The organism is Amycolatopsis pretoriensis (genome assembly GCF_900107925.1).
GTDB classification, from domain to species: Bacteria; Actinomycetota; Actinomycetes; order Mycobacteriales; family Pseudonocardiaceae; genus Amycolatopsis; species Amycolatopsis pretoriensis.
In genome coordinates, this window is record NZ_FNUJ01000002.1 from 267905 (window position 1) to 291294 (window position 23390).

20 protein-coding genes and 2 tRNA genes are annotated in these 23390 nt (G+C 73.0%); 5 read left to right on the forward strand and 17 right to left on the reverse strand.

The features are described 5' to 3' along the window. Positions 1-4 precede the first annotated feature (4 nt). Positions 5-76 (reverse strand) — tRNA-Val (locus tag BLV96_RS08180). Between the two features lie 39 nt (positions 77-115). After that, positions 116-190: transfer RNA gene (locus BLV96_RS08185), tRNA-Val, on the reverse strand. Positions 191-372: 182 nt separating this feature from the next. On the opposite strand from BLV96_RS08185, the gene BLV96_RS08190 reads away from it, so the two are divergent. Next, entirely contained in the window at positions 373-1821 is a 1449-nt protein-coding gene (locus tag BLV96_RS08190) for a DHA2 family efflux MFS transporter permease subunit (RefSeq protein WP_086674258.1), read from the forward strand. Between the two features lie 241 nt (positions 1822-2062). On the opposite strand, the gene BLV96_RS08195 is transcribed toward BLV96_RS08190, so the two are convergent. After that, positions 2063-2470, reverse strand: coding sequence for a MarR family winged helix-turn-helix transcriptional regulator (locus BLV96_RS08195; RefSeq protein WP_086674259.1), 408 nt, complete (start codon positions 2468-2470; stop codon positions 2063-2065). A gap of 74 nt (positions 2471-2544) precedes the next feature. On the opposite strand from BLV96_RS08195, the gene BLV96_RS08200 reads away from it, so the two are divergent. Beyond that, on the forward strand, positions 2545-3459 hold the full coding sequence (locus tag BLV96_RS08200; RefSeq protein ID WP_091388935.1) for a quinone oxidoreductase family protein: 915 nt from the start codon (positions 2545-2547) through the stop codon (positions 3457-3459). On the opposite strand, the gene BLV96_RS08205 is transcribed toward BLV96_RS08200, so the two are convergent. The 13 genes from BLV96_RS08205 to BLV96_RS08260 all read right to left on the reverse strand — a co-directional run bounded on the left by BLV96_RS08205 (position 3449) and on the right by BLV96_RS08260 (position 20059). Then, positions 3449-6790 (reverse strand): serine hydrolase, encoded by a 3342-nt coding sequence (locus BLV96_RS08205; protein ID WP_086675424.1) that lies wholly within the window; start codon positions 6788-6790, stop codon positions 3449-3451. The genes BLV96_RS08200 and BLV96_RS08205 overlap by 11 nt on opposite strands. A 26-nt stretch (positions 6791-6816) precedes the next feature. After that, entirely contained in the window at positions 6817-7746 is a 930-nt protein-coding gene (locus BLV96_RS08210; RefSeq protein ID WP_086675425.1) for an ABC transporter ATP-binding protein, read from the reverse strand. Beyond that, positions 7743-9629: a dipeptide/oligopeptide/nickel ABC transporter permease/ATP-binding protein gene (locus BLV96_RS08215; protein ID WP_086675450.1), complete on the reverse strand. Its 1887-nt coding sequence runs from the start codon at positions 9627-9629 to the stop codon at positions 7743-7745. The genes BLV96_RS08210 and BLV96_RS08215 overlap by 4 nt, the downstream gene beginning before the upstream one ends. Before the next feature lie 2 nt (positions 9630-9631). Next, on the reverse strand, positions 9632-10612 hold the full coding sequence (locus tag BLV96_RS08220; protein ID WP_086675426.1) for an ABC transporter permease: 981 nt from the start codon (positions 10610-10612) through the stop codon (positions 9632-9634). Next, on the reverse strand, positions 10609-12198 hold the full coding sequence (locus BLV96_RS08225) for an ABC transporter substrate-binding protein (RefSeq protein WP_086675427.1): 1590 nt from the start codon (positions 12196-12198) through the stop codon (positions 10609-10611). Before BLV96_RS08225 ends, BLV96_RS08220 begins: the two co-directional genes overlap by 4 nt. After that, complete coding sequence (locus BLV96_RS08230; protein ID WP_167379565.1) at positions 12195-13088, reverse strand: serine hydrolase; 894 nt, start codon at positions 13086-13088, stop codon at positions 12195-12197. Before BLV96_RS08230 ends, BLV96_RS08225 begins: the two co-directional genes overlap by 4 nt. Then, on the reverse strand, positions 13085-14464 hold the full coding sequence (locus tag BLV96_RS08235; protein WP_086675428.1) for a serine hydrolase domain-containing protein: 1380 nt from the start codon (positions 14462-14464) through the stop codon (positions 13085-13087). The genes BLV96_RS08230 and BLV96_RS08235 overlap by 4 nt, the downstream gene beginning before the upstream one ends. A 118-nt stretch (positions 14465-14582) precedes the next feature. Beyond that, positions 14583-14747, reverse strand: coding sequence for a hypothetical protein (locus BLV96_RS49710; RefSeq protein WP_158104124.1), 165 nt, complete (start codon positions 14745-14747; stop codon positions 14583-14585). Further along, on the reverse strand, positions 14732-15838 hold the full coding sequence (gene menC / locus BLV96_RS08240; RefSeq protein ID WP_086675429.1) for an o-succinylbenzoate synthase: 1107 nt from the start codon (positions 15836-15838) through the stop codon (positions 14732-14734). Before menC ends, BLV96_RS49710 begins: the two co-directional genes overlap by 16 nt. Then, positions 15835-16719, reverse strand: a complete 885-nt coding sequence (locus BLV96_RS08245) for a GNAT family N-acetyltransferase (RefSeq protein ID WP_086675452.1) — start codon at positions 16717-16719, stop codon at positions 15835-15837. Before BLV96_RS08245 ends, menC begins: the two co-directional genes overlap by 4 nt. Positions 16720-16750: 31 nt before the next feature. Beyond that, entirely contained in the window at positions 16751-17872 is a 1122-nt protein-coding gene (locus BLV96_RS08250; RefSeq protein ID WP_086675430.1) for a M20 family metallopeptidase, read from the reverse strand. Further along, complete coding sequence (locus BLV96_RS08255; protein WP_086675431.1) at positions 17869-19341, reverse strand: amidohydrolase family protein; 1473 nt, start codon at positions 19339-19341, stop codon at positions 17869-17871. The genes BLV96_RS08250 and BLV96_RS08255 overlap by 4 nt, the downstream gene beginning before the upstream one ends. A gap of 67 nt (positions 19342-19408) precedes the next feature. Further along, positions 19409-20059 (reverse strand): TetR/AcrR family transcriptional regulator, encoded by a 651-nt coding sequence (locus tag BLV96_RS08260; protein WP_086675432.1) that lies wholly within the window; start codon positions 20057-20059, stop codon positions 19409-19411. Between the two features lie 126 nt (positions 20060-20185). Here BLV96_RS08260 and BLV96_RS08265 point away from each other — a divergent pair, with 126 nt between their 5' ends. The 3 genes from BLV96_RS08265 to BLV96_RS08275 all read left to right on the forward strand — a co-directional run bounded on the left by BLV96_RS08265 (position 20186) and on the right by BLV96_RS08275 (position 22209). Continuing rightward, positions 20186-20596, forward strand: a complete 411-nt coding sequence (locus BLV96_RS08265) for a DUF6010 family protein (protein ID WP_086675433.1) — start codon at positions 20186-20188, stop codon at positions 20594-20596. After that, the gene (locus BLV96_RS08270) at positions 20593-20793 is read left to right on the forward strand and encodes a hypothetical protein (RefSeq protein WP_086675434.1); all 201 of its coding nucleotides are present in this window, start codon (positions 20593-20595) and stop codon (positions 20791-20793) included. The genes BLV96_RS08265 and BLV96_RS08270 overlap by 4 nt, the downstream gene beginning before the upstream one ends. Before the next feature lie 105 nt (positions 20794-20898). Beyond that, positions 20899-22209 (forward strand): jacalin-like lectin, encoded by a 1311-nt coding sequence (locus tag BLV96_RS08275; protein WP_244180184.1) that lies wholly within the window; start codon positions 20899-20901, stop codon positions 22207-22209. Here the strand turns inward: BLV96_RS08275 and BLV96_RS08280 are convergent. After that, positions 22194-23381: an MFS transporter gene (locus BLV96_RS08280; RefSeq protein WP_086675435.1), complete on the reverse strand. Its 1188-nt coding sequence runs from the start codon at positions 23379-23381 to the stop codon at positions 22194-22196. The two genes, BLV96_RS08275 and BLV96_RS08280, sit on opposite strands and share 16 nt — an antisense overlap. Positions 23382-23390 lie beyond the last annotated feature (9 nt).

Below are 23390 nucleotides of genomic sequence, written 5' to 3' on the forward strand. Positions count from 1 at the left end.
CGAATGGGCGATACTGGGATCGAACCAGTGACCTCTTCGGTGTGAACGAAGCGCTCTCCCCCTGAGCTAATCGCCCGTGTGTACGAACTTCCACGAGGTCCCGGGGGTGGGCTCGTGGTGCGCGATACTGGGATTGAACCAGTGACCTCTTCCGTGTCAGGGAAGCGCTCTCCCGCTGAGCTAATCGCGCGCTGCGGAACTCCGTACTTGCTGAAGCATATCGGACGGTTTCGGAGCGTCAGCAGGGGGTCCCCTGTGACGGCGCGCACGCCGGAAACCGCCGTGACACGAAGGCGACGGAACGGGCAGACTGCAAGGAGACCGCTCGCCGACGCCTGCGGCCGCGCCCCGATCAGGAGAGCTCTCGCCCCGATGACCGACACCGTGTCCACTCCGCCCGCCGACCTGGATCGCGCTCCGGTGCGCCCGGGGCTCCTCATCGGGGTCTTGGTGCTGTCCGCGTTCGTGATGATCCTGAACGAGACGATCCTGAGCGTCGCGCTGCGTGACCTGACCGTCGACCTGCGGGTGCCGACGACGACCGTGCAGTGGCTGACCAGCGGGTTCCTGCTGACGATGGCCGTGGTCATCCCGACGACGGGGTTCCTGCTGGAGCGGTTCTCGCCGCGGCAGGTGTTCCTGTTCTCGCTGTCGGCGTTCAGCCTGGGGACGTTGCTGTGCGCGCTCGCGCCCGGTTTCGGGATGTTGATGGCGGGGCGCGTGGTGCAGGCGTGCGGCACGGCGGTGATGCTGCCGTTGCTGATGACGACGGTGATGCGGCTGGTGCCGCCGGAGCGGCGCGGCGCGACGATGGGGACGATCACGATCGTCATCGCGGTGGCGCCGGCGATCGGGCCGACGATCGGTGGCGCGGTGCTGTCGGGGCTGGGCTGGCGGTGGATGTTCTGGATCGTGCTGCCGCTGTCGGTGGCGGCGCTGGTGACCGGCGCGTTGCAGCTGCGGCTGGACAGCGAGACGCGGCGGGTGCCGCTGGACGTGCCGTCGGTGCTGCTGTCGGCGGTCGGGTTCGGCGGGGTGCTGTACGGGTTGTCGTCGAGCGGCGAGCAGGCCGGGGCGGAGCCGCCGGTGCCGGCGTGGGTGCCGATCGTGGTGGGCGTGGTCGCGCTGGTGGTGTTCACGTGGCGGCAGCTGCGGCTGCAGCGGCGTGACCGGGCGCTGCTGGACCTGCGGCCGTTCACGCACCGGAGTTTCGTGGTGGCGCTGGTGCTGACGGCGCTGCTGTTCGTGTGCCTGATCGGCGCGGCGGCGATCCTGCTGCCGTTGTACCTGCAGACGGTGCTGCACACGAGCACGTTCGTGAGCGGCCTGGCGGTGCTGCCGGGCGGGCTGGTGCTGGGGCTGCTGGGCCGGCCGGTGGGGGCGCTGTTCGACAAGGTCGGCGCGCGCCCGCTGGTGATCCCGGGCGCGGCGGCGATGGCGGTGTCGCTGTGGCTGTTCACGACGCTGGGGCCGGCTTCGCCGCTGATCGCGGTGATCGGGATCCACGTGCTGCTGATGGCCGGGCTGGGGCTGATGATGACGCCGCTGTTCACGGAGTCGCTGGGTGTGCTGCCGGACCACCTGTACTCGCACGGGAGCGCGATCCTGTCGACGCTGCAGCAGGTGGCGGGCGCCTTGGGGACGGCGGTGTTCGTGAGCGTGGCGACGGTGTGGAGTGCGGACGCGGCGGCCACCGGGCCGGACGCTTCGGGGCTGCGGGCCGCGTTCGTGGTGGCCGGGGTGGTCGGGTTGCTGGCCTTCGCGGGGACCTGGTTCATCCGGAAGTCGGCGCCGGGAACGAAGGCGGCTTCGCACCACTGACGGTCGGGGGCCGTCCACTGAGGACAAAAGTCCCGCTTCCGCTCAGCGAAGGCTGGGGGGAGACCTGCGAGCGGAAGCGGGAGTTCGAGGCCGGTACGGGGGTCGCCTCGCGGCGAGTGGCGCTACACGGCTCCAGCCGGACTGGCACTCCGTGAAGGCATTGGGTGAGGCCCGGGGACTCCTCCGTACCGACACCCGGTACAACGCCCCACCCGCGCAGGTGTTCCCGACGTGACCGGGCTCATGCCAGCATCCGCCCCAGCAGCACACCGAGCCGGTTGCGGTCCGCCGCGCTCAGCCCGGACGTCAGCGGGGCCATCGCCCGCGCCGCCTCCGCCGTCAGTTCGCGGGCCAGCTCCACCCCCGCCGGGGTCAAGCTGACGCGGACCGAACGCCCGTCGTCCCGGCTGGCTTCCCGGAGCACCAGGCCCCGGCGGACCGCCCGGTCGACCAACCCGCTCACCGACGACCGGTCCAGGCCCAGGTGCGTCGCCAGCTCCGCCATCTTCGGCGTGCGGTCGCGCAGGATGCCCAGGACCCGCAGCTGCGTCAGGGAAAGCTCGTGCGCCGCCGCCACCTGGCTCAGGTGCGCCATCACCGCGAAAGACACCTGGGCGAGGTTGTCGAGCACCTCGTCGGGTTCGGTCATGCCGTCGAGACTACCTTGAACTAGTTGGCAATGCCATCTAAAGTAGTGGGCATTACCAACTAAAAGGAGTCGTCGTGCGCGCAGCTGTCGTCATCGAGTTCGGTACTCCGCCCACCTGCCGGGACTTCCCCGATCCCCGGCCCCGCACCGAAGACGAGGTCGTCGTCGACGTCCTCGCCGCCGGGCTGCACCCCCGCGTCCGCTCCCAAGCCGGCGGCACGCACTACACCGGAAAGGGTGAACTTCCGCTCGTCCCCGGCATCGACGGCGTCGGCCGGGCCCCCGACGGCACCCTGCGGTACTTCGTCCTCCCCGACACCTCGCTGGGCTCGATGGCCGAACGGACGGTCATCGACACCCGACGCAGCGTCGTCCTGCCCGCGGACGCCGACCCCGTCACCGTGGCCGCCGGCATGAACCCGGCGATGTCCGCGTGGATCGCCCTGCGCCGGCGGATCGAGTTCGCCGCCGGGCAGGACGTCCTCGTGCTCGGCGCGACCGGGAACGCCGGCCGGCTCGCCGTGCAGGTCGCGAAGCACCTCGGCGCGGGCCGGGTGATCGCCGCCGGCCGCGACCCCGAAAAGCTCGCCGAGGTCGAGGCGGACGACACCCGAACCTTCGACGAACTGGGCAAAGCCGCCGACGTCGACGTCGTCCTCGACTACGTCTGGGGCCCGCCGACCACCGAAGCCCTGCGCACGATCGTCACCGAGCGCGCCGACCGGGGCCGCCCGCTGACGTGGATCGAGATCGGCTCGATCGCCGGGCCGACGATCGAACTCCCCTCGGCCGCGCTCCGGGCGGCGCGCCTGCAGCTCGTCGGCAGCGGGCAGGGCTCGGTGCCCACCAGGGACATCGTCGCCGAGCTGGGCGGGCTCATCAGCGAAATCCGGAGCTTCCGGATCGACGCGCACCCGGTGCCCCTCCAGGACGTCGACCACGCCTGGCGGGACACCGGGACCACTCAGCGCGTCGTCGTCACTCCTTGACCTTCGGCGTCGCCCGCACGCCGGAGTGCAGGTACCGCTCCCCCGTCGGCAGCTCGTAGAACGTCACCGACACCCAGCCGCGCATGCCCGCCGGGCTGTAGGCGAAGTGCGCCGGGCCGACCGGCACCAGCTCGTCCTCGGTCGTCGGCTCCGGCATCAGCTCGGCGAGCGGCCCGGTGACGGTCTGCCGGATCCACAGCTTCCCGTCCCGCTCGAGGACTTCGGTGCGGACCGACTCCCGCTCGTAGACGCCGAGGAACTCCGCTGCGTCGACATCGGGAGCCGGCACGGCCGGTTCGAGCGGCTGCGGCATCGCGACCCCGGCCAGCTCGGCGAAGATCTCGCGGTAGAGCTCTTCGTACAGGTCGTGGGTGCTGCCGCCGTTGGTGAGCAACGTGACCGCCAGGCCGTGTCCGGGGAGGATCCGCAGGAACGCCGCCTGCCCGATCGTGTTGCCGTCGTGGCCGTACACGCGGTGACCGTCCCAGCCGAAGCGGATCCAGCCCAGGCCCCACGAGTCGCCGAGGGTGTCCTTGTCCGGCATCTCGAACTGCTCTTCGGTCATCGCCTGGGCGGACTCGGCCGAGAGCACGCGGGAGCCGTCCGGGCCGAGGCCGCCGGTCAGGTGCAGGCGGGCGAACGCCAGGACGTCGTCGGTCGACGCCGTGATGAGCCCGGCCGGGCCCGCCGAGCGCTGCAGGCCCCACACCGGCGCCGGTTCCGGGTCGGCGTCGCCGGCCGCGACGTGGCCCATCGCCGCGCGCTGCAGGAGCGCCTCCTCCGGCAGCGTGCTCGTGCGCTTGAGGGCCAGCGGGGTGAACAGCCGCTCGCGCAGGGCCGCGTCCCAGGTCTTGCCGGTCAGCTTCTCGATCACCCGGCCGATGAGGACGAAGCCGGAGTTGCAGTAGGACAGCGTGGCGCCGAGGGGGTGGGTCTGCGCGGCCTGGTCGAGGATCGCGACGTACTTCTCGAGGCAGTCGTCGCCGCGGCCGGTGTCGGTGAAGACGTCGCCGTCGATGCCGCTGGTGTGGGTGAGCAGGTGCCGCAGCGTCACCTTCTTCGTGACGTCGGGGTCGGCGAGCTTCAGCTCGGGCAGGACGTCGGCGATCGGCGCGTCCAGCGTCAGCAGCCCCTCGTCGACCAGCTGCATCGCGACGGTCGCCGTCCACACCTTGGTGATCGAGCCGATCTGGAACACCGAGTCGTCGGTGACCTCGACGCCGGTCGCCTTGTTCAGCACGCCGAAACTCGTGAGCACCTGGTCGTCGCCGCGCAGGATGCCCAGCGCCGCCCCGGGGACGCGGTGCTTGCGCGCGAGCTCGGCGAGGCGCCGGCGCCAGTGCGCGGTGTCGAGCGGCACCCGCGCCGGCTTGCCCGGCTCCCCCGCGTACTGCTCGACCCAGTCGACGACGCGGCGGTTGAAGTCGACGCGGTGCGACGGCTTGCCTTCGAGGATGAACAGGTGCGACGCGCCCGGGTAGAGCACCAGCCGGGTGGGCACGCCCTGCTCGCGCAGCGCGGTGAACCACTGTTCGGCCTGGCCCGCCGGGCACCGGTCGTCGTCGGCGCCGTGCACGACCAGCGTCGGCGTGCGCACCTTTTCCACCTGCGCCAGCGGGGAAAGCGCCGCGTAGTGCGCGCGGTTCTCCGACGGGACGGCGCCGAGTTCGGCGACGCCGAGGTAGTGCCCGCTGTCGGAGGTGCCCGCCATGCTCACCGGGTCGCTGACCACCCCGCCCGCGATCGCGGCGGCGAACCGGTCGTCGCGGCTGGTGAGGTAGCAGGTCATGTAGCCGCCGTAGCTGTAGCCGGTCACCGCGAGCCGGCGCGGGTCCGCCACCCCTTCGGCGACGAGGGTGTCGAGCGGCTCGAGGAAGTCCTTGGCGTCGGCCACCCCCCAGGCGCCGACCGCGGCGGTCAGGAACGCTTCGCCGTAGCCGTCGCTGCCGCGCGGGTTGAGCAGCAGCACCGCCCAGCCGCGGGCGGCGAGCTCCTGGTGGTGGACGTGCACGGCGTCGGCGGTGCCGTTCCACGCGTTGTGCGGGCCGCCGTGGATGTCGAGCAGCAGCGGGAGCGGACCGGTGCGGGCCGGGTCGCGCAGCAGCCAGCCCTGGACGACCGTGCCGTCGGAGACGGTGAACTCCCGCTCCTCACGGGTGAACAGCTCGATTTCGTCCGGGCCGTGGGTGGTGTGCACCCGCGGCGCTCCCCCGGTGACGTCGACCGTCGCGACCTCGCCGAAGGACGTCGGCGTGGTCAGCACGACCGCCGCGGTGGTCCCGGCGACGGTCAGCCCGTCGACGGCCGACCCGGCTTCGCCGAGGACGAGCCGTGGCTCCCCGCCCGTGACATCGACGGCGTAGAGGTGTGTGCAGCCGCGGTCGCGGACGCAGAACAGGACCGTCGAACCGTCGCCGGCGAGCTGCGGGAGCGCGCCGGGGTAGCCCGGGCCGCCCGGCATGACGTTGCGGTCGAGCGACGCGGCGAGGTTGACGGTTTCGCCGCCGTCCAGCGGCACCCGCAGCAGGCCGAGGTGACCCGGCGCGGTGTCGAGGCGGCCGATGACGAGCAGGGCTTCGCCGTCCGCGGTCCAGGTGACGGCCCCGGCCATGCCCTCGGCCGAGCCCACCGGTCGCGGTTCGGCGGTGCGGTCACCGGCGTCGAGAACGTGGACGCCGGACCGGAAGGTGAGGTCGGCGTCGGCGTCGCGCGCGGCCGGGAAGGCCAGCCGGGTGCCGTCCGGCGACCAGGCGGGGTCGCCCGCGTGCCAGTCCCCCGCCGTGACGCGGCGGACCTCGCCGGTGGCGACGTCGAGGACGTGGACGTGCTTGCGCAGCGTGCGCAGCAGCCCGGCGCCGTCGGCCTTGAAGTCGAGGCGGTCGGCCACGACCGGGGCGCTCGCGCGGCGGCCCTGCGCGCCGTCGTCCTCGCCTGCTTCGGCGTTGAGGTCGATCGGGGCGCTGAAGGCGATCTCGGCGCCGTCGGGCCGCCAGACCGGCGTGCCCGCGCCGAGCGGCAGCGTGGTGACCTGCTCGGGTTCGCCGCCGTCGGCGGGCAGCAGCCACAGCTGCGCCGGGCCGTCCTGGGCGCGCAGGAACGCGATCCGCGTGCCGTCGGGCGAGAACACCGGGGTCGCGTCGGCCCGGCCGCGCGTCAGCCGGCGGGCCTCGCCGCCCTCGGTGGCGACCTGCCAGAGCGAGCGGGTGTCGGTGTCCTTCTCGCGGTCGGCGGTGCGCACGGAGTAGACGATCCGGGCGCCGTCGGGCGAGATCGCCGGCTCTCCGGGGAACTCCAGGGCGTACAGGTCGTCGGTGCCCAGACGTCGGGTCATGCGGGATCTCCTTGTGGGAAACGGTTTCACGCGGCGAAGTGGCAGGCCGCGCGGTGCGGCCGGTGGGCGGCGTCGTCGGCCGGATCGGCTTCGGTGCACAGCGTGCGGTCGGTGTGCACGAGCGGGCCGATCGGGCAGCGCGGGTGGTAGCGGCACCCGGCGGGCGGGTGGTGCGGGTCGGCGGGTTCGGTGTCGGCCAGCGGGTCGTCGGTGTCGGCGAGCAGGCTGCGGTGCGCCGACGGCGCCGAGGCGAGCAGATCCCGCGTGTACGGGTGCCGCGGGTCGGTGAGCACCTGCTCGGCCGGCCCGGCCTCGACGATCCGCCCGAGGTACATCACGGCGACGACGTCGCTGACGTACCGCACGACGGCGAGGTTGTGCGAGATGAACAGCATCGACAGCGCCAGCCGCCGCTGGACGTCGCGGACGAGGTTGAGCACCGCGCCCTGCACCGAGACGTCGAGCGCCGAGGTGATCTCGTCGGCGATCAGCACCTCCGGCTGCCCGGCCAGCGCCCGGGCGAGCGCGACGCGCTGGCGTTGCCCGCCCGACAGCTGGCCGGGCAGCATCCCGGCGCGGTCCGGATCGAGGTGGACCAGTTCGAGCAGCCGGGCCACCTCGGCTCGCCGGGCTCCTCGGGCCGTGCCACGGGGCATGGCCTCGGTGATCGACTCGCCGATCGCCATCCGCGGGTCCAGTGACGAGTACGGGTCCTGGAACACCATCTGCAGCGGACGCCGCCGGGGCAGCCGCCGCACGTCCACGCCGTCGAGCAGCACCCGGCCGGCGCTCACCGGCGCGAGCCCGACCGCGGCCTTGGCGAGCGTGGACTTGCCCGAGCCGGACTCGCCGACCAGGCCGACGACCTGTCCGGAAGGGACGGTCAGGTTCACGCCGTCGACGGCGGTCAGCTTGCCGTACCGGACGCTCACCCCTTCGAACTCCAGCGAACTCATGCCGCCCCTTCCTCGTGCGACTGTCCGGAAAGGACACTCACCTGCGGGTGCCAGCAGGCGACCCGGTGCCCGTCGGCGGTCGCTTCCAGTGCCGGATCCTCGTCCCGGCAGCGCTCGGTCGCCAGCGGGCAGCGGGCGGCGAACGCGCAGCCGTCCGGTACCTGGTCCGGCTCCGGCGGGCGGCCGGGGATGACGGCCAGGGGCTCGTCGCGGTCGGTGCCGAGGTCGACCGTCGTGGCCAGCAGCGCCCGCGTGTACGGGTGCTGGGCCGGGCTCCCGGTCGGCAGGTCCTCCACCACGCGCCCGGCGTACATCACCAGCATCCGTTCGCACGTCTGGGAAACGACGGCGATGTCGTGGCTGATGAGCAGGATCGCCGCGCCTTCGGCTTCCCGCGTGCGGGCGAGCAGGCGCAGGACCTGCCGCTGCACGGTGACGTCGAGCGCGGTCGTCGGCTCGTCGGCGATGACGAGCTTCGGCTGCCCCATCAGGCCCATCCCGATCATCGCGCGCTGCCGCATGCCGCCGGAGAACTCGTGCGGGTACTGCCGGGCCCGCCGGGCCGCGGCCGGGACCCGCACGGCGGCGAGCTTCTCGACCGCGCGGGCGAACGCCGCCCGCCGCGAGAGGCCGTGGTGCTGTTCGGACACCTCGGCGAGCTGCCGCCCGACCCGGCGGGCCGGGTTGAACGACGTCATCGGGTCCTGGAACACCATCGCGAGCGACGTCCCGAGCTCCCGGTCCGAGGCCTTCTCGACGGGCTTGCCGTCGAAGTCGAGGCGGTCCGCGGTGACCACGCCGGGGGTTTCGATCAGGCGCGACACCGCCAGCGCGGTCAGGCTCTTGCCCGAGCCGGATTCGCCGACGACACCGATCGCCTCGCCCGGGCGGACGCTGAAGCTCACCCCGCGCACCGGCACGGTCCACCCGCCCGGTCCCGGGAACGCGACCCGGAGGTTCTCGACGACCAGCACGGCGTCGGCGGCGGGTTCGGCCGCCGTCGCCGGGGCCACGGCCGGCAGCGGTCCCGCGGACCGCCGTGACGCGCGCGTCCGGACCCCGACCACGCCGGCCACCGTCTCGCCGACCAGGTTGAACGCGAGCCCGGCGAGCACCACCGCCGCGGCAGGCGCGAGCGCGGCCACCGGGCTGACGTAGATGCCGTCCAGGCCTTCGCGCAGCAGCCGGCCCCAGTCGAAGTCCGGGGCCTGCACGCCGATCCCGAGGAACGACAGCCCGGCGAACGCGAGCAGCGACGAGCCGGCCCCGATCGTCGCGTTGACGACGAGGGGCTCGCCGATGTTGGGCAGCACGTGCCGCACCAGCAGGCGGATCCGGCCGACGCCGGAGATCCGGGCCGCGGCGATGAAGTCGCGCCCGCTCACCGACGCCGACAGCGTCTGCACGAGCCGGGCGAACCCCGGCGCCATCGCGAACGCGATCGCGAGCACCGCGCCTTGGGTGCCGACGCCGAAGATCACCGCGAAGAACAGTGCCAGCAGCAGGCCGGGGAACGCGACCGCGATGTCGACGGCCGCGACGAGCAGCCGGCCGGCCCACCGCGGCAGCACCGACGGCAGCGTCCCGAGCACGACCCCGGCCCCGACGCCGATCGCGGTCGCGAGGAGGGCGAGCCCGATCGAGAGCCGGGTCGCGACCAGCGTGCGGAGCAGCAGGTCGCGACCGAGGGAGTCGGTGCCGAACGGGTGCGCCCCGGACGGGCCCTGGCCGATCGCGTCCGTGTCGATCGCCGCGGCGCCGTCGCCCCACACGAGCGGGGCGAGCACCGCCAGCAGGACCACCACGGCCAGCAGCACCGCCGAGCACGCGCCCACCGGCGTGCGCAGCGCCGCGGCCCACGCGGATCCACGTCGTCGCGCCATCATCAGGCCTCCCGAATCGCCGAGCGGGGGTCGAGCAGCCCGAGCACGACGTCGACCAGCAGGTTGACCAGCAGCACGCCGACGCCGTACACGAGCACGATCCCCTGCACCAGCGGGTAGTCCTTCGTCACGATCGACTGCACGATCGTCGAGCCGAGGCCGGGCCAGGCGAACACGTTCTCCACCAGGACGGTGCCCGCGACCATCGAGGTCAGCATCAGTCCGCCCAGGGTGAGCGTCGCGGTGAGGGCGTTCGGCAGCGCGTGCCGGACGTAGACCAGCCGCGCGGGCAGCCGCTTCGCGCGCGCGGTGCGGACGAAGTCGGCGCCCAGCACGGAAAGCAGCTCGACGCGGATGATCCGGGCCAGCACGGCCGCCGGCCCGATCGCCAGCGCCGCCACGGGCAGGACGTAGGAGCTCGCGTCGCCGGTGCCCGCCACCGGGAACCAGCCGAGCCCGACGGCGAGCAGCGCCACCAGCCCGACCCCGATCAGGAACTCGGGGATCGCGGCGACGAACACGCTCACCGACGTGAAGCCCAGTTCCGCGCCCCGGCGGCGGCCACCGCGCGTGAGCACCGCGAAGCAGACGCCGAGCGGGACCGCGACGGCCACCACGACCGCGAAGGCGAGCACCGCCAGCTGCACCGTCGAGGGCAGCCGGTCGCCGATCACCTGCGCCACCGGCTGCCCGCTCGCCATCGACGTCCCGAAGTCGCCGGTGAACAGGTTCCGCACGTAGTGCCCGTACTGCACCCACAACGGGTCGTCCAGGCCCAGCTCGGCCCGCTTCGCGGCCACCAGGGCGGCGGGCGCGGTCAGGCCGAGCGAAGCGCGCACCGGGTCGCCGGGGACCAGGTGGATCATCAGGAACGCCGCGGTGAGCAGTGCCCACAGCGAGACGGCGAACCGGGCCAGCCGCCGCGCGGCGAACGCCGGCCACGGGTTGCCCCGCAGGCCGGCGGGCGCCGCCGCCGTGGTCACTTCGCGAACATCCGGATCGAGGACGGCGTCAGGCTGCCCTGGCTGATGGTGAACTTCGCCCCGCTGGCGTAGGTCGGCACGACGGAGTCGAAGTACGGCACCGCGTCCACCCGCTTGATCAGCGCGGTCTCCGCCGCGTTCCAGTCCGCGCAGCTGGCGTCGCCGGGCTTGGTGGCCGCCTGCTGCGCCGCCTGGTCGTAGCCGGGGTTGGCGACGTGGGCGAAGTTCGTCCCGTCGGGCGCGGCCGGGCCGGAGACGAACGGCACCAGCTGGCTCGGCAGCGAGAACCCGACCGGGCCGAGGGAGACCTCCCACTCGCCGGTGCCGAACAGGACCTGGCTGAGGCCGGGGCTGCCGACCGCCTTGAGCGTCACGTCGGCGCCGAGCGACTTCCACTGCTGCTGGACCAGCTCCGCGGTCGGCGCCATCGTCGGGCCGAGCTGCGTGCCGTAGAGGACGGTCAGCGCGAGCTTCTTGCCGTCCTTCGCGCGGACGCCGTCGGCGCCCTTCTTCCAGCCCGCCGCGTCCAAAGAGGACGCCGCCGCGGCCGGGTCGTGGGCCGGCAGGTTGCCGGTCACGGTGTCGCCGGGGCACACCTCGGGCTCGTTCGTGATCATGCCCTTCGACGGCTTGCCGGCGCCGGCGGTCAGCACCTTGCCGAGCTGCGGCAGGTCGAGGGCCTGGGTGAGCGCGCGGCGGACGGCTTCGTCCTGCCCGGGCCGCCCGGCCGCCTGGTTGTAGAACACCTCGCCCATCGGCGCGGTGAAGTCGGTGTGGAAGAGCTTGCGCGCCTCCAGCCGCTGCCGGTCCGGCCCGTTGATCTGGGCCGCGTTCAGCTCGCCGGACAGCAGCAGGTTGGTGGCGGTCGTGGTGTTCGGGATGACCCGCACGACGACCTTTTCCGGCAGGCCCGTTTCGGCCTTCCAGTCGCCGGGGCCCCACGTGTAGTCCTTGCGGCGGGTGAACGTGTAGTGGTCGTTGGGCACGGCTTCGGTGACGGTGAACATCCCCGTGCCGGCCTCGCCCTTGGCGAGCAGCTTGCGGTCCGCGAGCCCCTTGGCGCAGGCGATCGGCACCCCGCCGACGTTGCGGGCCAGGAACGCGTCCGGCTTCCCGCTGGTGACGCTGATCGTGCCGGCCGCGTCCGCGGTCGCCTTGGTGCCCGGGGCGATGTAGAGGCCGGCGATGGGCGACTTGTTCGCCGGGTCGCCGATGAAGTTGATGTTGGCCGCGACGTCGGCGGCGGTCAGCGGGCTGCCGTCCGCGCAGGTGAGGCCCGGGCGCAGCGTGAAGGACGCCGTCGTCGTCGACGCCTCCCACTTCGCGGCCAGCCCGGCGACCGGCTTGCCGCTGTCGTCGAGGTTCAGCAGCGTGTCGTAGAGGAACCGGTCGACCTGGATGGCCACCGACAGCACCGTCATGTGCGGGTCGAGGCTGCCGGGGTCGGAGCCGACGCCGAGGCTGAACGACTTGCCGTCCACCGGGGTCCCGTCCCCGGTCGCGGCGCCGCCGCCCGATCCCCCGCAGGCGGTCGCGGTGAGCGCGAGCACCCCGAGCACGACCCCCGCCGTCGAAGTCCTGGTCATGGCGTTTCCTTCCGGAGGTGGTCCACGGCGAGGCGGGCGGCCTTGCCGATCGCGGCGTCGACGGCGGGCTGCCGTTCGGCGAGGGAGTCCGCGCGGGTGAAGACGGCGACGGCGAACCGGCGGCCGTCCGGGTAGGACAGGACGCCGGCTTCGTTGCGGACCGCCGGGAGCGTCCCGGTCTTGGCCGCGATCCGTACGTCGGAGCCGAAACCGGAGGAGATCCGGTGCGGCCAGATCTGCTGCGCCATGATCGTGCGGACCCGCTCGCACGCGGCGGCGTCGCCGGCGCGGTCGGTCCAGATCGCTTCGAGCAGGGTGGTGATCTCCCGGGGCGTCGACGCCGTCGTCCGCTCCGGGTCGAGCACCGCGAGCTTCCAGGTCTGTTCGGGCGTCGCGCCGGCGAACACGGCGTCGAGGTCGGCGTCCTCGCCCGCGCCGAGGTCGGCCAGCACGGAGGCGAAGAGGTCTTCGCAGCAGCCGATCAGCCGGGTGCGGTGCAGGTCCAGGTCGGTCAGCACGCGGTCGACCGCCTCCTGGCCGACGCGGTGGTAGATGACGTCGGTGGCCGCGTTGTCGCTCATGGTCAGCATGAACAGCGCGAGGTCGCGCCAGCTCAGCTCGACGTCGTCGGCGCAGCCCGCGGTGCCGATCCCGCCGATGCGGTAGCGCGGCCCGACGCGGGTGCGTTCGGTTTCGTCCAGCCGGCCGGCGACGACCTCGCGGGCGTAGGCGACGGCGACCGGGATCTTGAACACCGACGCGAGCACCACCGGGTCGTCGGCGCCGACCGCCACCTCTCCCCCGCCGCCACCGATCTCCCGCGCGTGCAGGAAACCCCGCGCGCCGGCCGCCAGGAAGGCGTCCGAGATCCGTTGTTCGACCTTGCTCACGCGCTCACCCTCCGGTCGGCGCGGCCGGTGTGCAGGTACAGCGCGCGGCCGGAGCCGTCGTCGCCGACGAACGCGTGCGGCAGGTACATGCCCTGCATCGGCTCGCGCAGGATGAGCGTGTCGCCGTTCATCGCGACCAGCTCGCTCTTCTGCGGGCCCATCAGCTCCTTGAAGATCCCCTTCGGGACGCGCTCGACCCAGACGCGGCCGTCGTCGTCCTGGCTGACCACGATGTCCGCGACGGACGAGGAGTACTCGCCGACGTACCGCGTGGCGTCGATCCGCGGCGCGGCCGGGTCGGGCACCGGCGCCGCCTTGAGTTCGATGCCGGTCAGCTCCTTCAGGAGGTGGCCGACGACTTCGTGGTAGACGGCCATCGGGTTGCCGCCGTTGGTCAGCAGCGCCACGGCGACACCGTGCTCGGGTGCGAGGCGCAGGAAGGCGGACTGGCCGATCGTGCCGCCGTCGTGGCCGACGACCGCGCCGCCTTCCGACAGCGACCAGCCGAGGCCCCAGGCGTCGCCCAGCAGGCCGAGGTCGGGCAGCTCCACGACGCGTTCCCGCATGGCGCGGGCGCTTTCCGCGCTCAGCACCCGGGTGCCGTCCGGGCCTTCGCCGTCCCGCAGGTGCATGCCGGCGAAGGTCACCAGGTCGCGCGGGCGCATGGCGAGCATCGCGCCGGCCGGGGCGTTGGACGGCGCGAGCGCCCAGACGCCGGCGGGCTGCGGGTCGGCACCCGGCTCGGGGGTGAGGTGGCCGAGCGCGGCGCGGAAGCGGATCGCCTCGTACGGGCTGGCCGCGGCGTGCGTCAGTCCCAAGGGGACGAACAGGTGGTCGGCGAGGCAGTCGTTGTAGGACTTGCCGCGCAGCACTTCCACGACCCGGCCGAGCACGCAGAAGGCGGCGTTGTTGTAGGAGAACATCTCGCCCGGCGCGAACAGCTGCGGGACGTCGCCGAGGGTGGCGACGTACTTCTCGACGCAGTCGGCGCCGCGGCCGGTGTCGGTGAAGATGTCGCCTTCGAAACCGGAGGTGTGGCACATCAGCTGCCGGACGGTGATATTGGCGGCTGCGACATTGTCGGCGATCTTGAACTCGGGCAGGTACTTCCGCACCGGCTGGTCGAGGTCGAGCAGGCCCTCGTCGGCGAGCTGCAGGGCCAGCGTGGTCGTCCAGATCTTGGTGATCGACCCGATCTGGAACAGCGAGTCGGTGTCGGCCTCGACGCCGGTGCCCTTGTTGAGCACCCCCGCCGCGTGGTCGATGATCTCGCCGCCGGCGTACACGGCCACGGCCGCGCCGGGCACGTCGTGCTCGGCCAGGACGGCGGGGAGCCGGCTCTCGAGCCAGGCGGAGAGTTCGGTGAGTTTCGACATGGTTGCCTCTCGTCCGACGGTGGGGAACCGGCGTTGCGGGGATGCTAGGACTCCGAGCGGGGCGGCCGGTTCGTCGGATTCGACGAGACCCGGCGGAACTTTCATCGCGGGGGACGAATCACCGCGGGTCTCGCGGCCGAAACCGCCGGGAGGGCGCAGCCCGCACCGCCGCGTAGACCACCGCGACCCTGACCCGCGCCTTCGACGTGGCCACCACCGCCTTGAGCGCGTATTCCCGGACCCGCGCGGCCACCGCGTCCACTGTGGTCATGACGTCAGCCACGCCTTCGCGGTGGTCACCTCGGCGAGCCGCTCCGGGATGGGCGTGACGCCGAGGCCGGGGCCGGACGGCACCGGCAGCCGGCCGCCTTCCAGCACGAACGGCTCGGTGATGTCGCTGGTGTAGAACCGGTCCGACGCCGAGGTGTCGCCCGGCAGCGTGAACCCGGGCAGCGACGCGAGGGCGACGTTGGCCGCCCGGCCGAGCCCGGTCTCGATCATCCCGCCGCACCACACCGGGACGCCGTGCGCCGCGCAGACGTCGTGCACCCGCCGCGCCTCCAGGTAGCCGCCGACGCGGCTGGGCTTGATGTTGACGATCCGGCAGGCGCCGAGCGTGATCGCGTCGGCGGCCGAGCGTGCGGAGACGACCGACTCGTCCAGGCAGATCGGTGTCCGGATGTGCTTCGCGAGTTCGGCGTGGCCGAGCACGTCCTCCTCTTCGAGGGGCTGCTCGATCAGCAGCAGCTCGAAGGGGTCGAGCCGCTGCAGCTGCGGCACGTCCGAGAGCGTGTACGCGGTGTTCGCGTCGACCTGCAGGAGGATGTCGTCGCCGAAGCGCTCGCGGACCGCGCGCACCGGCTCGACGTCCCAGCCCGGCTCGATCTTCAGCTTGATCCGCACGTACCCGGCGTCGAGGTAGCCGCCGACGACGTCCAGCAGGTGCGGGATCGTCTCCATGATGCCGACCGACACCCCGCACGGCACCGAGTCCTTCGTGGACCCCAGGGCCGTCGCGAAGGACACGCCGTGGGCGCGCAGTTCGGCGTCGAGCACCGCCATTTCCAGCGCGGCCTTGGCCATCCGGTGGCCCTTGAACTTCGCCAGCAGCGGCGCGACCTTGTTCGCGGTGAGGTCGTCGGCGGCGAGCAACGCGGGCACGAGGAAGGTCCGCAGGACGTGCTCGACGCCGTCGACGTACTCCGACGAGTAGAGCGGGTCGACCATCGCCCCGCACTCGCCCCAGCCCTCGCCTTCGGACGTCACCGCGCGCAGCAGCAGGAGTTCGCGTTCGGCCTGCGTGCCGAACGACGTCCGGAACGGTGCCACCAAAGGCATCCGGACGCGCAGCAGTTCCACCCCGGTGAGTTTCACGACGTCTGCTCCTTCGCCACCACGTACCAGCCGGCCCGATCGAATCCGATGACCGAGGCGCCGCCGGCGAGCAGGCCGCCGAGCACCTCCCGCAACGCCACCCGCCACGCCCGACCCTGCGCGGGGTCGGTGCGCCGGAGCGCCTCGATGTCCGGCGGCACCGCGACGAGCACGACCGGCGCGTCGGCCGGTCCGGTGACCGGGCCGCCGCCGGCGTCCGCCGCCAGCGCGACCGCGGCACCGCGGGCTCTCAGCGCCGCCGCGTCGAAGGGCGCGGGCGCGCCTTCGGCGGCCGACCGCACGGCCGGGCTCGCCAGGTGCCAGACCGCCATGATCCGGTCGGTGTCGCCGGCGCCGTTGATGCCGTCGTTCATCGGGCCGTAGAAGTCCGGCAGGTACTGCTCCGGGAGGGCGGCGAGCTTGGTCAGGTTGAAGTGGGCGTTGCGGCGCACCAGCGGGTCGAACGTCCACGAGATCACCGGGACGTCCTGGCGCAGCGCCCACGCGCGCTGGTGCAGCTTGAGCGCGAAGCCGATGCCGCGGCCGTGCCCGGCGGTGGCGACGCCGGCGATGTGGCTGTGCAGTCCCCCCTTCGCGGGACCGCCGAAGAACCCGAAGCAGGCGCCGAGCAGCTCGGGCCCGTCGAAGGCGCCGGCGACGTAGTTGCCCGCCGAGACCATGGCCCGCAGCAGTTCGGACGTCACCGGCTGGTTTCCCGGTGCCGGGCGCCAGATCGACTCGAAGAGCCGGGTCACGGCGGTCAGGTCGGCGACCTCGGCCAGGGTCCGGACTTCGACCCCCGAGGCCGTGGCGGCGGCGGTCGCCGCGGCGGCCGCCTCGTCCCGCAGCGGCGGGGCTGTGTTCGTCACGACTTCAGTCACACTCCGATCCTGGCCGGAGAAGCCGCGCGGGTCACCGTTGTCCCGCACCGGTTTCGCCCCGCGTGTTCGTCGGCGCGGACGAACTTCGTTGCGCCAGCACGGTTTCGGTGAGCGCGACCAGCAGCGCGGTGCGTCGCGGCAGCTCCGCGACGACGACGTGCTCGTCGTCGGCGTGGGCCCCGCCGCCGACCGCGCCGAGGCCGTCGAGCGTCGGAATGCCCAGCCCCGCGGTGAAATTGCCGTCGGACGCACCGCCGACCGCGGCCTCGGTGAGCGTCCCGCCGGCGAGTTCGTTCGCGAGCACGAACAGCTCCGCCGACGCTCCCGCGTCCAGGGGCGCGCGGTTGATGCCGCCCGTGAGGTGGATCCGGGCGCCGTCGAGTACCGGCGCCGCATTCCTCATCGCGTGGTCGACGCGTTCTTGTTCGGCCGCGTCCCACACCCGCACATCGACGGCGACGCTCGCCTTGGCGGGCACGGTGTTCGTCGTCGTCCCGGCCGTCAGCGCGGTCGGCACGACGGTGGTGCCCTTCGCCGGGTCGGCGAGCGCGGCGATCGCGAGGATCCGGTGGGCGACCTCGATCCCAGCGTTGACGCCCTTTTCCGGTTCGAGCCCGGCGTGCGCGGCGCGGCCCTCGACCTCGACGCGGTACAGGGAAACGCCTTTGCGGCGGGTCTTCAGCGCACCGCCGTCGGCGGAGGCTTCGAGCACGAAGACCGCGTCGCAGCTCTTGGCTTCCTCTTCGATCAGGGTGCGCGACCGCGGTGAGCCGATCTCTTCGTCGCCGGTGATGAGGATCGAAAGGCCGTCGCGATCGGGCAGCGCGGCCGCCGCGTGGAGCGCCATCACGACCCCGGCTTTCATGTCGAAGCAGCCGGGCCCGCGCAGGATCCCGTCGCGGACCTCGAACGGGTGGGTGCGCAGGGAACCCAGTGGCCACACGGTGTCGTGGTGGCCGAGCAGCAGGACCCGCGGCTCGCCGTCGCCGAACCGCCAGCGCAGGTGCGTGCAGCCGTCGGTGACGATCCGTTCGGGCTCGACGCCGAGCAGGCGGCGGCCGATTCCGGCGACGGCTTCGGCGCTGCGGGCGACGGCTTCGTGGTCGTGCGACGGCGACTCGCAGCGGACGAGCGTCTCGATGTCGTCGATCACCGCGGCTCACCCCGCAGCGGCCGGCCGGGCAGCGCGCCGGTGTTCAGGTTTCCGTCGCTGACCACCGGGACCCCGGCGACGTAGAGGTGCCGGACGCCGGTCGACGGGCGGGTCGGGTCGGTGTAGGTGGCGGCGTCGGTGATCGCGGCGGGGTCGAGGACCACGAGGTCGGCGTCGGCACCGGCCCCGAGGTGGCCCTTGCCGCGCGCGGCGGGGGCGACGTCGTCGAGGAGCCGCGAAGGGAGGTAGGAGCAGCGGCGGAACGCTTCGAGCCAGCTCCACGCGCCGGTTTCGCGGACCATCAGGCGCAGGGTCTTCGCGAAGGTGCCCGCGGTCCGCGGGTGCGTCATGCCGCCCGGGGGCAGCGGCCACTCGGTGCTCTCGGTGCGGCCGTCCTTCCAGTAGACGGGCATCGCGTCGCTGGCGACGACGGCGTCGGGGAAGGCCAGCGCCTGGTGCAGCAGCCCGCGTTCGCGGGGGTCGGTCTCGTCGAGGAACTCGAGCAGGCAGGGCGCACCGGGGTCTTGTTGTCGTAGTTCGCGGAGACGTCCTTCGTCGCGCACCCGCTCCCCCGTCTCGAGGATGACGACGCTCGACGGCTTCAACCCCTTGAGCCGCAAGCGGTCCGGCTCGATGAAGGCGGCACCGACGGCCGTGCTGCCCGCGCCGTAGGGGTAGGCCTCGACGGTGACGCGGGACCCTTCGCTCCGAGCGGTTTCGAGGGTGGCGAGCACGCGGTCGATGTGGTGGCCGGAGGTGCTGTTGACGTGGCAGTGGTGCATCGCGGCCCCGGTCTCCCCCGCGGCGGCGACGATTTCCACGGAGCCGTCGACCGGGATGGCGGGGTCGACCTCGACCAGCTCGCGGACGTGGGTGTAGGTCGGCACGCCGGCCTTCGCGGCGAGGTGCGCGACGGCCATGAACTCACCGGGGTCGGTGGCGGGCGCGTAGCCCATGAGGATGCCGATGCCGAGGGCGCCCTGCGCCAGTTCGCCTTCGAGCAGCGAGAGCCACGCCGCGAGTTCCTTTTTGGACGAACTCCGTTGCCACCGCGGGTTCCCGAGGACGGCGAGCCCGCTGTCGATGCTCGCATCGGGCGCGATGTTCGCGAGGACCTGCGCCCGGGCGGCGCCCCAGGAGGCGGAGAAGCCGTAGTGCAGCGGCCGCCCGGCTTTCGCGGCTTCGGCGTAGGCGCGCTCGATGGGCATCAGGCCGGCTTCGAGGTCGAGGGCGGTGGTGACGCCGTCCATGGCCTGCAGCCGCTGCCCGGCGACGGAGTGCACGTGGCTGTGCAGGTCGACGAACCCGGGCCCGACGACGAGGTTGGTGACGTCGACTTCGGTGGCCTCGGGCGCTTCGAGGTCCGGGCCGACGGCTTCGACCCGGCTGTCGTCGAGGAGGACGTCGGCGATGCCGTCGAAGCCGCTGCCGGGGTCGATGACCCGGCCGCCCCGCAAGAGTGTCCGCATCGGGCTGACGTTAGGAGCATTTCCGCCGGGGCCGTTCGTCGGCGGCGACGAATCGGGGCGGCGGGATTCAGTCGCCCGGACGAACCGGCGTCACCGGGGCCAGCAGCAGCCCGGTGATCGCGTCGATCAGACCCGTCCCCGCGTCGTCCCACGTCGCGCGTGGTGTCGGTGTTCCCTCCGACAGCGCGCGCTCGCGCTCCGCCACCATGTGGATCATCAGCTGGCGGGCCATGTCGCCGCGCTCCGCGCGGACGTCCGCGGGTAGCCCGTCCAGACAGCGGTTCAGCCCCTCGACCGCGCGGGCCAGCGCCGGGGAGGACAGGGACTCCTCCGCGATGATCTCCCGCAGCGCCGGGTCGGTCATCACCTGGGCGCTGAACCGGGCGAACCACGTCGGGGCGCCCAGCTCGCGCAGGTACGTCGTGCTCGGGAGGACCAGGCAGGCCACCCAGTCGCGCAGGTCGCCGTCGCCGTCGATCGCCTCGACGAGCTCCGCGCGCAGCCGCTCCATGCGCTCCGCGTGCCGGCGGACGATCGCGCGCACCAGGTCGACCTTCGTGCCGAAGTGGTAGTTGACGGCCGCGTTGTTGCCCTGCCCGGCGGCCTCGCTGATGTGCCGGTTGGACACCACCTGCACCCCGTGCTCGGCGAACAGCCGCTCCGCCGTCACGAGGATGCTTTCCCGCGTCGCACTCGCGCGGGCCGCCTTCACGTTCATTTCGCAACCACCTGATCATCCACTCCGGCCCCCACCTTACGGAGCGGCCGCGCTGGCGAGAAATCGGCGGAGCGTGGCAGAACAGCCACTGGCCGTCCGGGTGGTGCGTTCCTAGCGTCATCGATCATGATCGCAGTGCTCGCGCCGATCCTGATCGGCCTCCTCTACGTCGTGCTCAGCTCCCTCATCGCCGAGCCGCACCGCCGCAGGTTCAACGCCGTCGTGGTCGGCGGCGCGGGCGCGGCCTACCTCTCCGGCGGCGCGCTCGGGCCGTGGGAGCTGCTCTTCTGCGCGGTCCTGACCTACGTCGCCTACCGCGGGCTCGACTCCTGGACGTTCATCGGCATCGGCTGGCTGCTGCACACCGGCTGGGACGTCGTCCACCACCTCAAAGGCCAGCCGATCCTGCCGTTCGCGCACGACTCGTCGTTCGGCTGCGCGATCTGCGACCCGGTGATCGCGATCTGGTGCTTCACCGGCGGCCGGTCGGTGTGGCGGGTTGGCGCGCCGAAGCCGCGGGTACCCGAGGAAGCATGAGCACCGACGTCGAACGCGCCGCGCACGCCTTCTGCCCGCGGTGCCACCCCGACCCGCGACCGGGCGAAGTGCTCATCGCGCTGTGCGGCGCCCGGCACCCGTACTACGGGCGCCGCGACCGGCCCGTGAACCAGTGCCCGGCCTGCGTCCGGCTGGCCTCGGCGCCGGTCTACGCGTGCGGGCACCCCGGGGGCTGAAGGGCGGTTGTGTGAGCGCGAACAACCGGTTAACGTGAGAATCCTTCACGTACCTGCCGGCTGTTCCCGCTCCCCCGCCACGGAAGGAACACCGCCTTGCGCAGAGTGTTCACCGCCTTCGCGACGGCCCTGCTGGCCGCCTCCGGGCTCGCCGCCACCACGCTCCCCGCCGCCACCGGTGGCACGTTCGGCGTGCTCACCTACAACGTCGCCGGGCTGCCCGAAGGCATCTCGAGCGCGCCCACCCCGCGCGCGCCGAGCACGACCGCGATCGGGCAGCGCCTCGGCCCGTACGACGTCGTGCACGTCCAAGAGGACTTCAACTACCACGCCAACCTCTACGCGGCCGACACGCACCCGTACCGAACCCCGACCAGCGGCGGCGCCGGCATCGGGAGCGGCCTGAACAGCCTGTCGTCCCTGCCGTTCGACGAACTGGACCGCGTCCGCTGGACCTCGTGCCAGTTCGACTCCGGCGACTGCCTGACGCCGAAGGGCTTCACGTTCACCCGGCTGCGGCTCGCCGAAGGCGTCTACGTCGACGCGTACAACATCCACACGAACGCGGGCACGAACGCCGGCGACCTCGCGTCGCGCGCGGCCAACCTCAAGCAGCTCACGGCCTACATCGCCACGCATTCGGCGGGCAACGCGGTCGTCGTCATGGGCGACACCAACACGCGGTACACGCGGGCCGCCGACACGATCCGGGTGTTCGCCGCGGACAACGGCCTGACGGACGCCTGGGTCCGGCTGGAACGCGGCGGCGTCCCCCCGACGGCGGGCAGCGATCCGCTGGTGTGCGACGAAAGCGCGGTCACGAACGCCTGCGAAGTCGTGGACAAGGTGCTCTACCGCGGCAACAAGCAGATCTCCCTGGACGCGACGTACTACAACAACGAGCACGACGCCTTCCTCGACGCCTCGGGCGCGATGCTGTCCGACCACGACCCGGTGACCGTGCGGTTCGGCTGGTCGGCCGATCCCGCGCTCCGGCTGAGCGACCGCTTCGGCGGCCCGCACGGGACGTCGTTCACCGACCTGGACCGCGTCCCGCCGGCCGCCCGCGCGACGACGCTGACCTTGAGCGCGGGCAGCCGCGTCGACCGGATCGGCTTGACCCTGGCGGGCGGCACGACGGTCAGCCACGGCGGAACGGGCGGCACCCCGCGGTCCTACCCACTGGCCGACGGCGAGTACGCCGTGTCCGCCGAGTGGTGCCGCGGCAGCTACGGCGGCCACACGCGGATCTTTTCCGCACGCCTCACGACGAACCGGGGCGGCACCCTGGTCGGCGGCACGACGACGTCGGACTGCACCACGGCGACCGCGCCGGACGGCTGGCAGATCGCGGGCTTCCACGGCCGCGCGGGCGACGAGGTCGACCAGCTGGGCCTGATCTACACGCGCCGCTGACGGGTCCACAGAGGACCGACCAGCACGGGCAGCGCGACGACCAGCGCGACCCCGCGCACCACCGCCGCCACGAGGTACGGCGCCCGCGGACCCAGCTGCTGGGCCACCAGCCCGCCGGCCAGGGTGCCCACCGGGATCAGGCCCCAGCCCAGCAGGCGGTACGCGCTCGTGACGCGGCCCAGCAGCTCGGCCGGGACGAACTGCTGGCGCAGGCCGACGGTGACGATGTTCCACAGCGTCGTCACGAACCCGGTCACGGCGAGGAACCCGCCGAGCACGACCGGATCGCGGCTCAGGCCGACGCCCGCGAACGCGCCGACGTTGCCCGCGAGGGAGGCCAGCAGCGCCGCCCGGGCCCCGATCCGGTTCACGACGCGCGCGTTGACCAGGCCGCCGAGCACGCTCCCGAGTGCCGCCCCGGCGAGCAGCAGGCCGTAGCCGCGCGCGTCGAGGTGCACGACCTGGGTGGCGAGCAGGACCAGCGTCGCGGCGGCCAGCCGGCCGCAGAAGGTGTTGACGCCCACCAGGATCGCCAGCGTGCGCAGCAGCCGGTGCCGCCAGAGCCACCGCAGCCCCTCCCGGACGCCCGCGCGCGTCCGGACGACGTGTGCCCGCCGGGGCAGCTTCGCCACCAGCACCGCGGAAAACGCGAACGAAACGGCGTCGAGCGCGAACGGCAGCGCCGCCGCGACGCCGAACAGCAGGCCGCCCAGCGGTGGGCCGGCGAACTGCTCGGTGACCGTCGTGACCGCCTGCTGACGGCCGTTGGCCCGCGGCAGCAACGCCGGCGCCACCAGGTCCGGCAGGATCGCCTGGGCCGCGGTGGTGAAGACGACCTCCCCCGCGCCCAGCCCGAAAGCCGTGACGACGAGGATCGGCACCCCGGCCGCGCCGCAGGCGGCGAGGACCGCGGTCACGGCGACGAGCGCGGCCTGCACCGCCTGCGCGCGCCACATCAGGCCGGCCCGGTCGTGGCGGTCGGCCAGCGCCCCGGCCGGCAGGGACAGCACCAGCCACGGCAGGTAGGCCGCGGCCGAGACGAGCGACACGAGCCTCGGGTCGTGGGTCACCGTGACGGTCAGCAGCGGCACCGCCGCGGTGAACGCGCCGGTGCCGAGGTTGTCGACGCCGGCGGCCCACCAGAGCCGCCGGAACGCCTTCGGCAGGGTCATGGCCGGAAA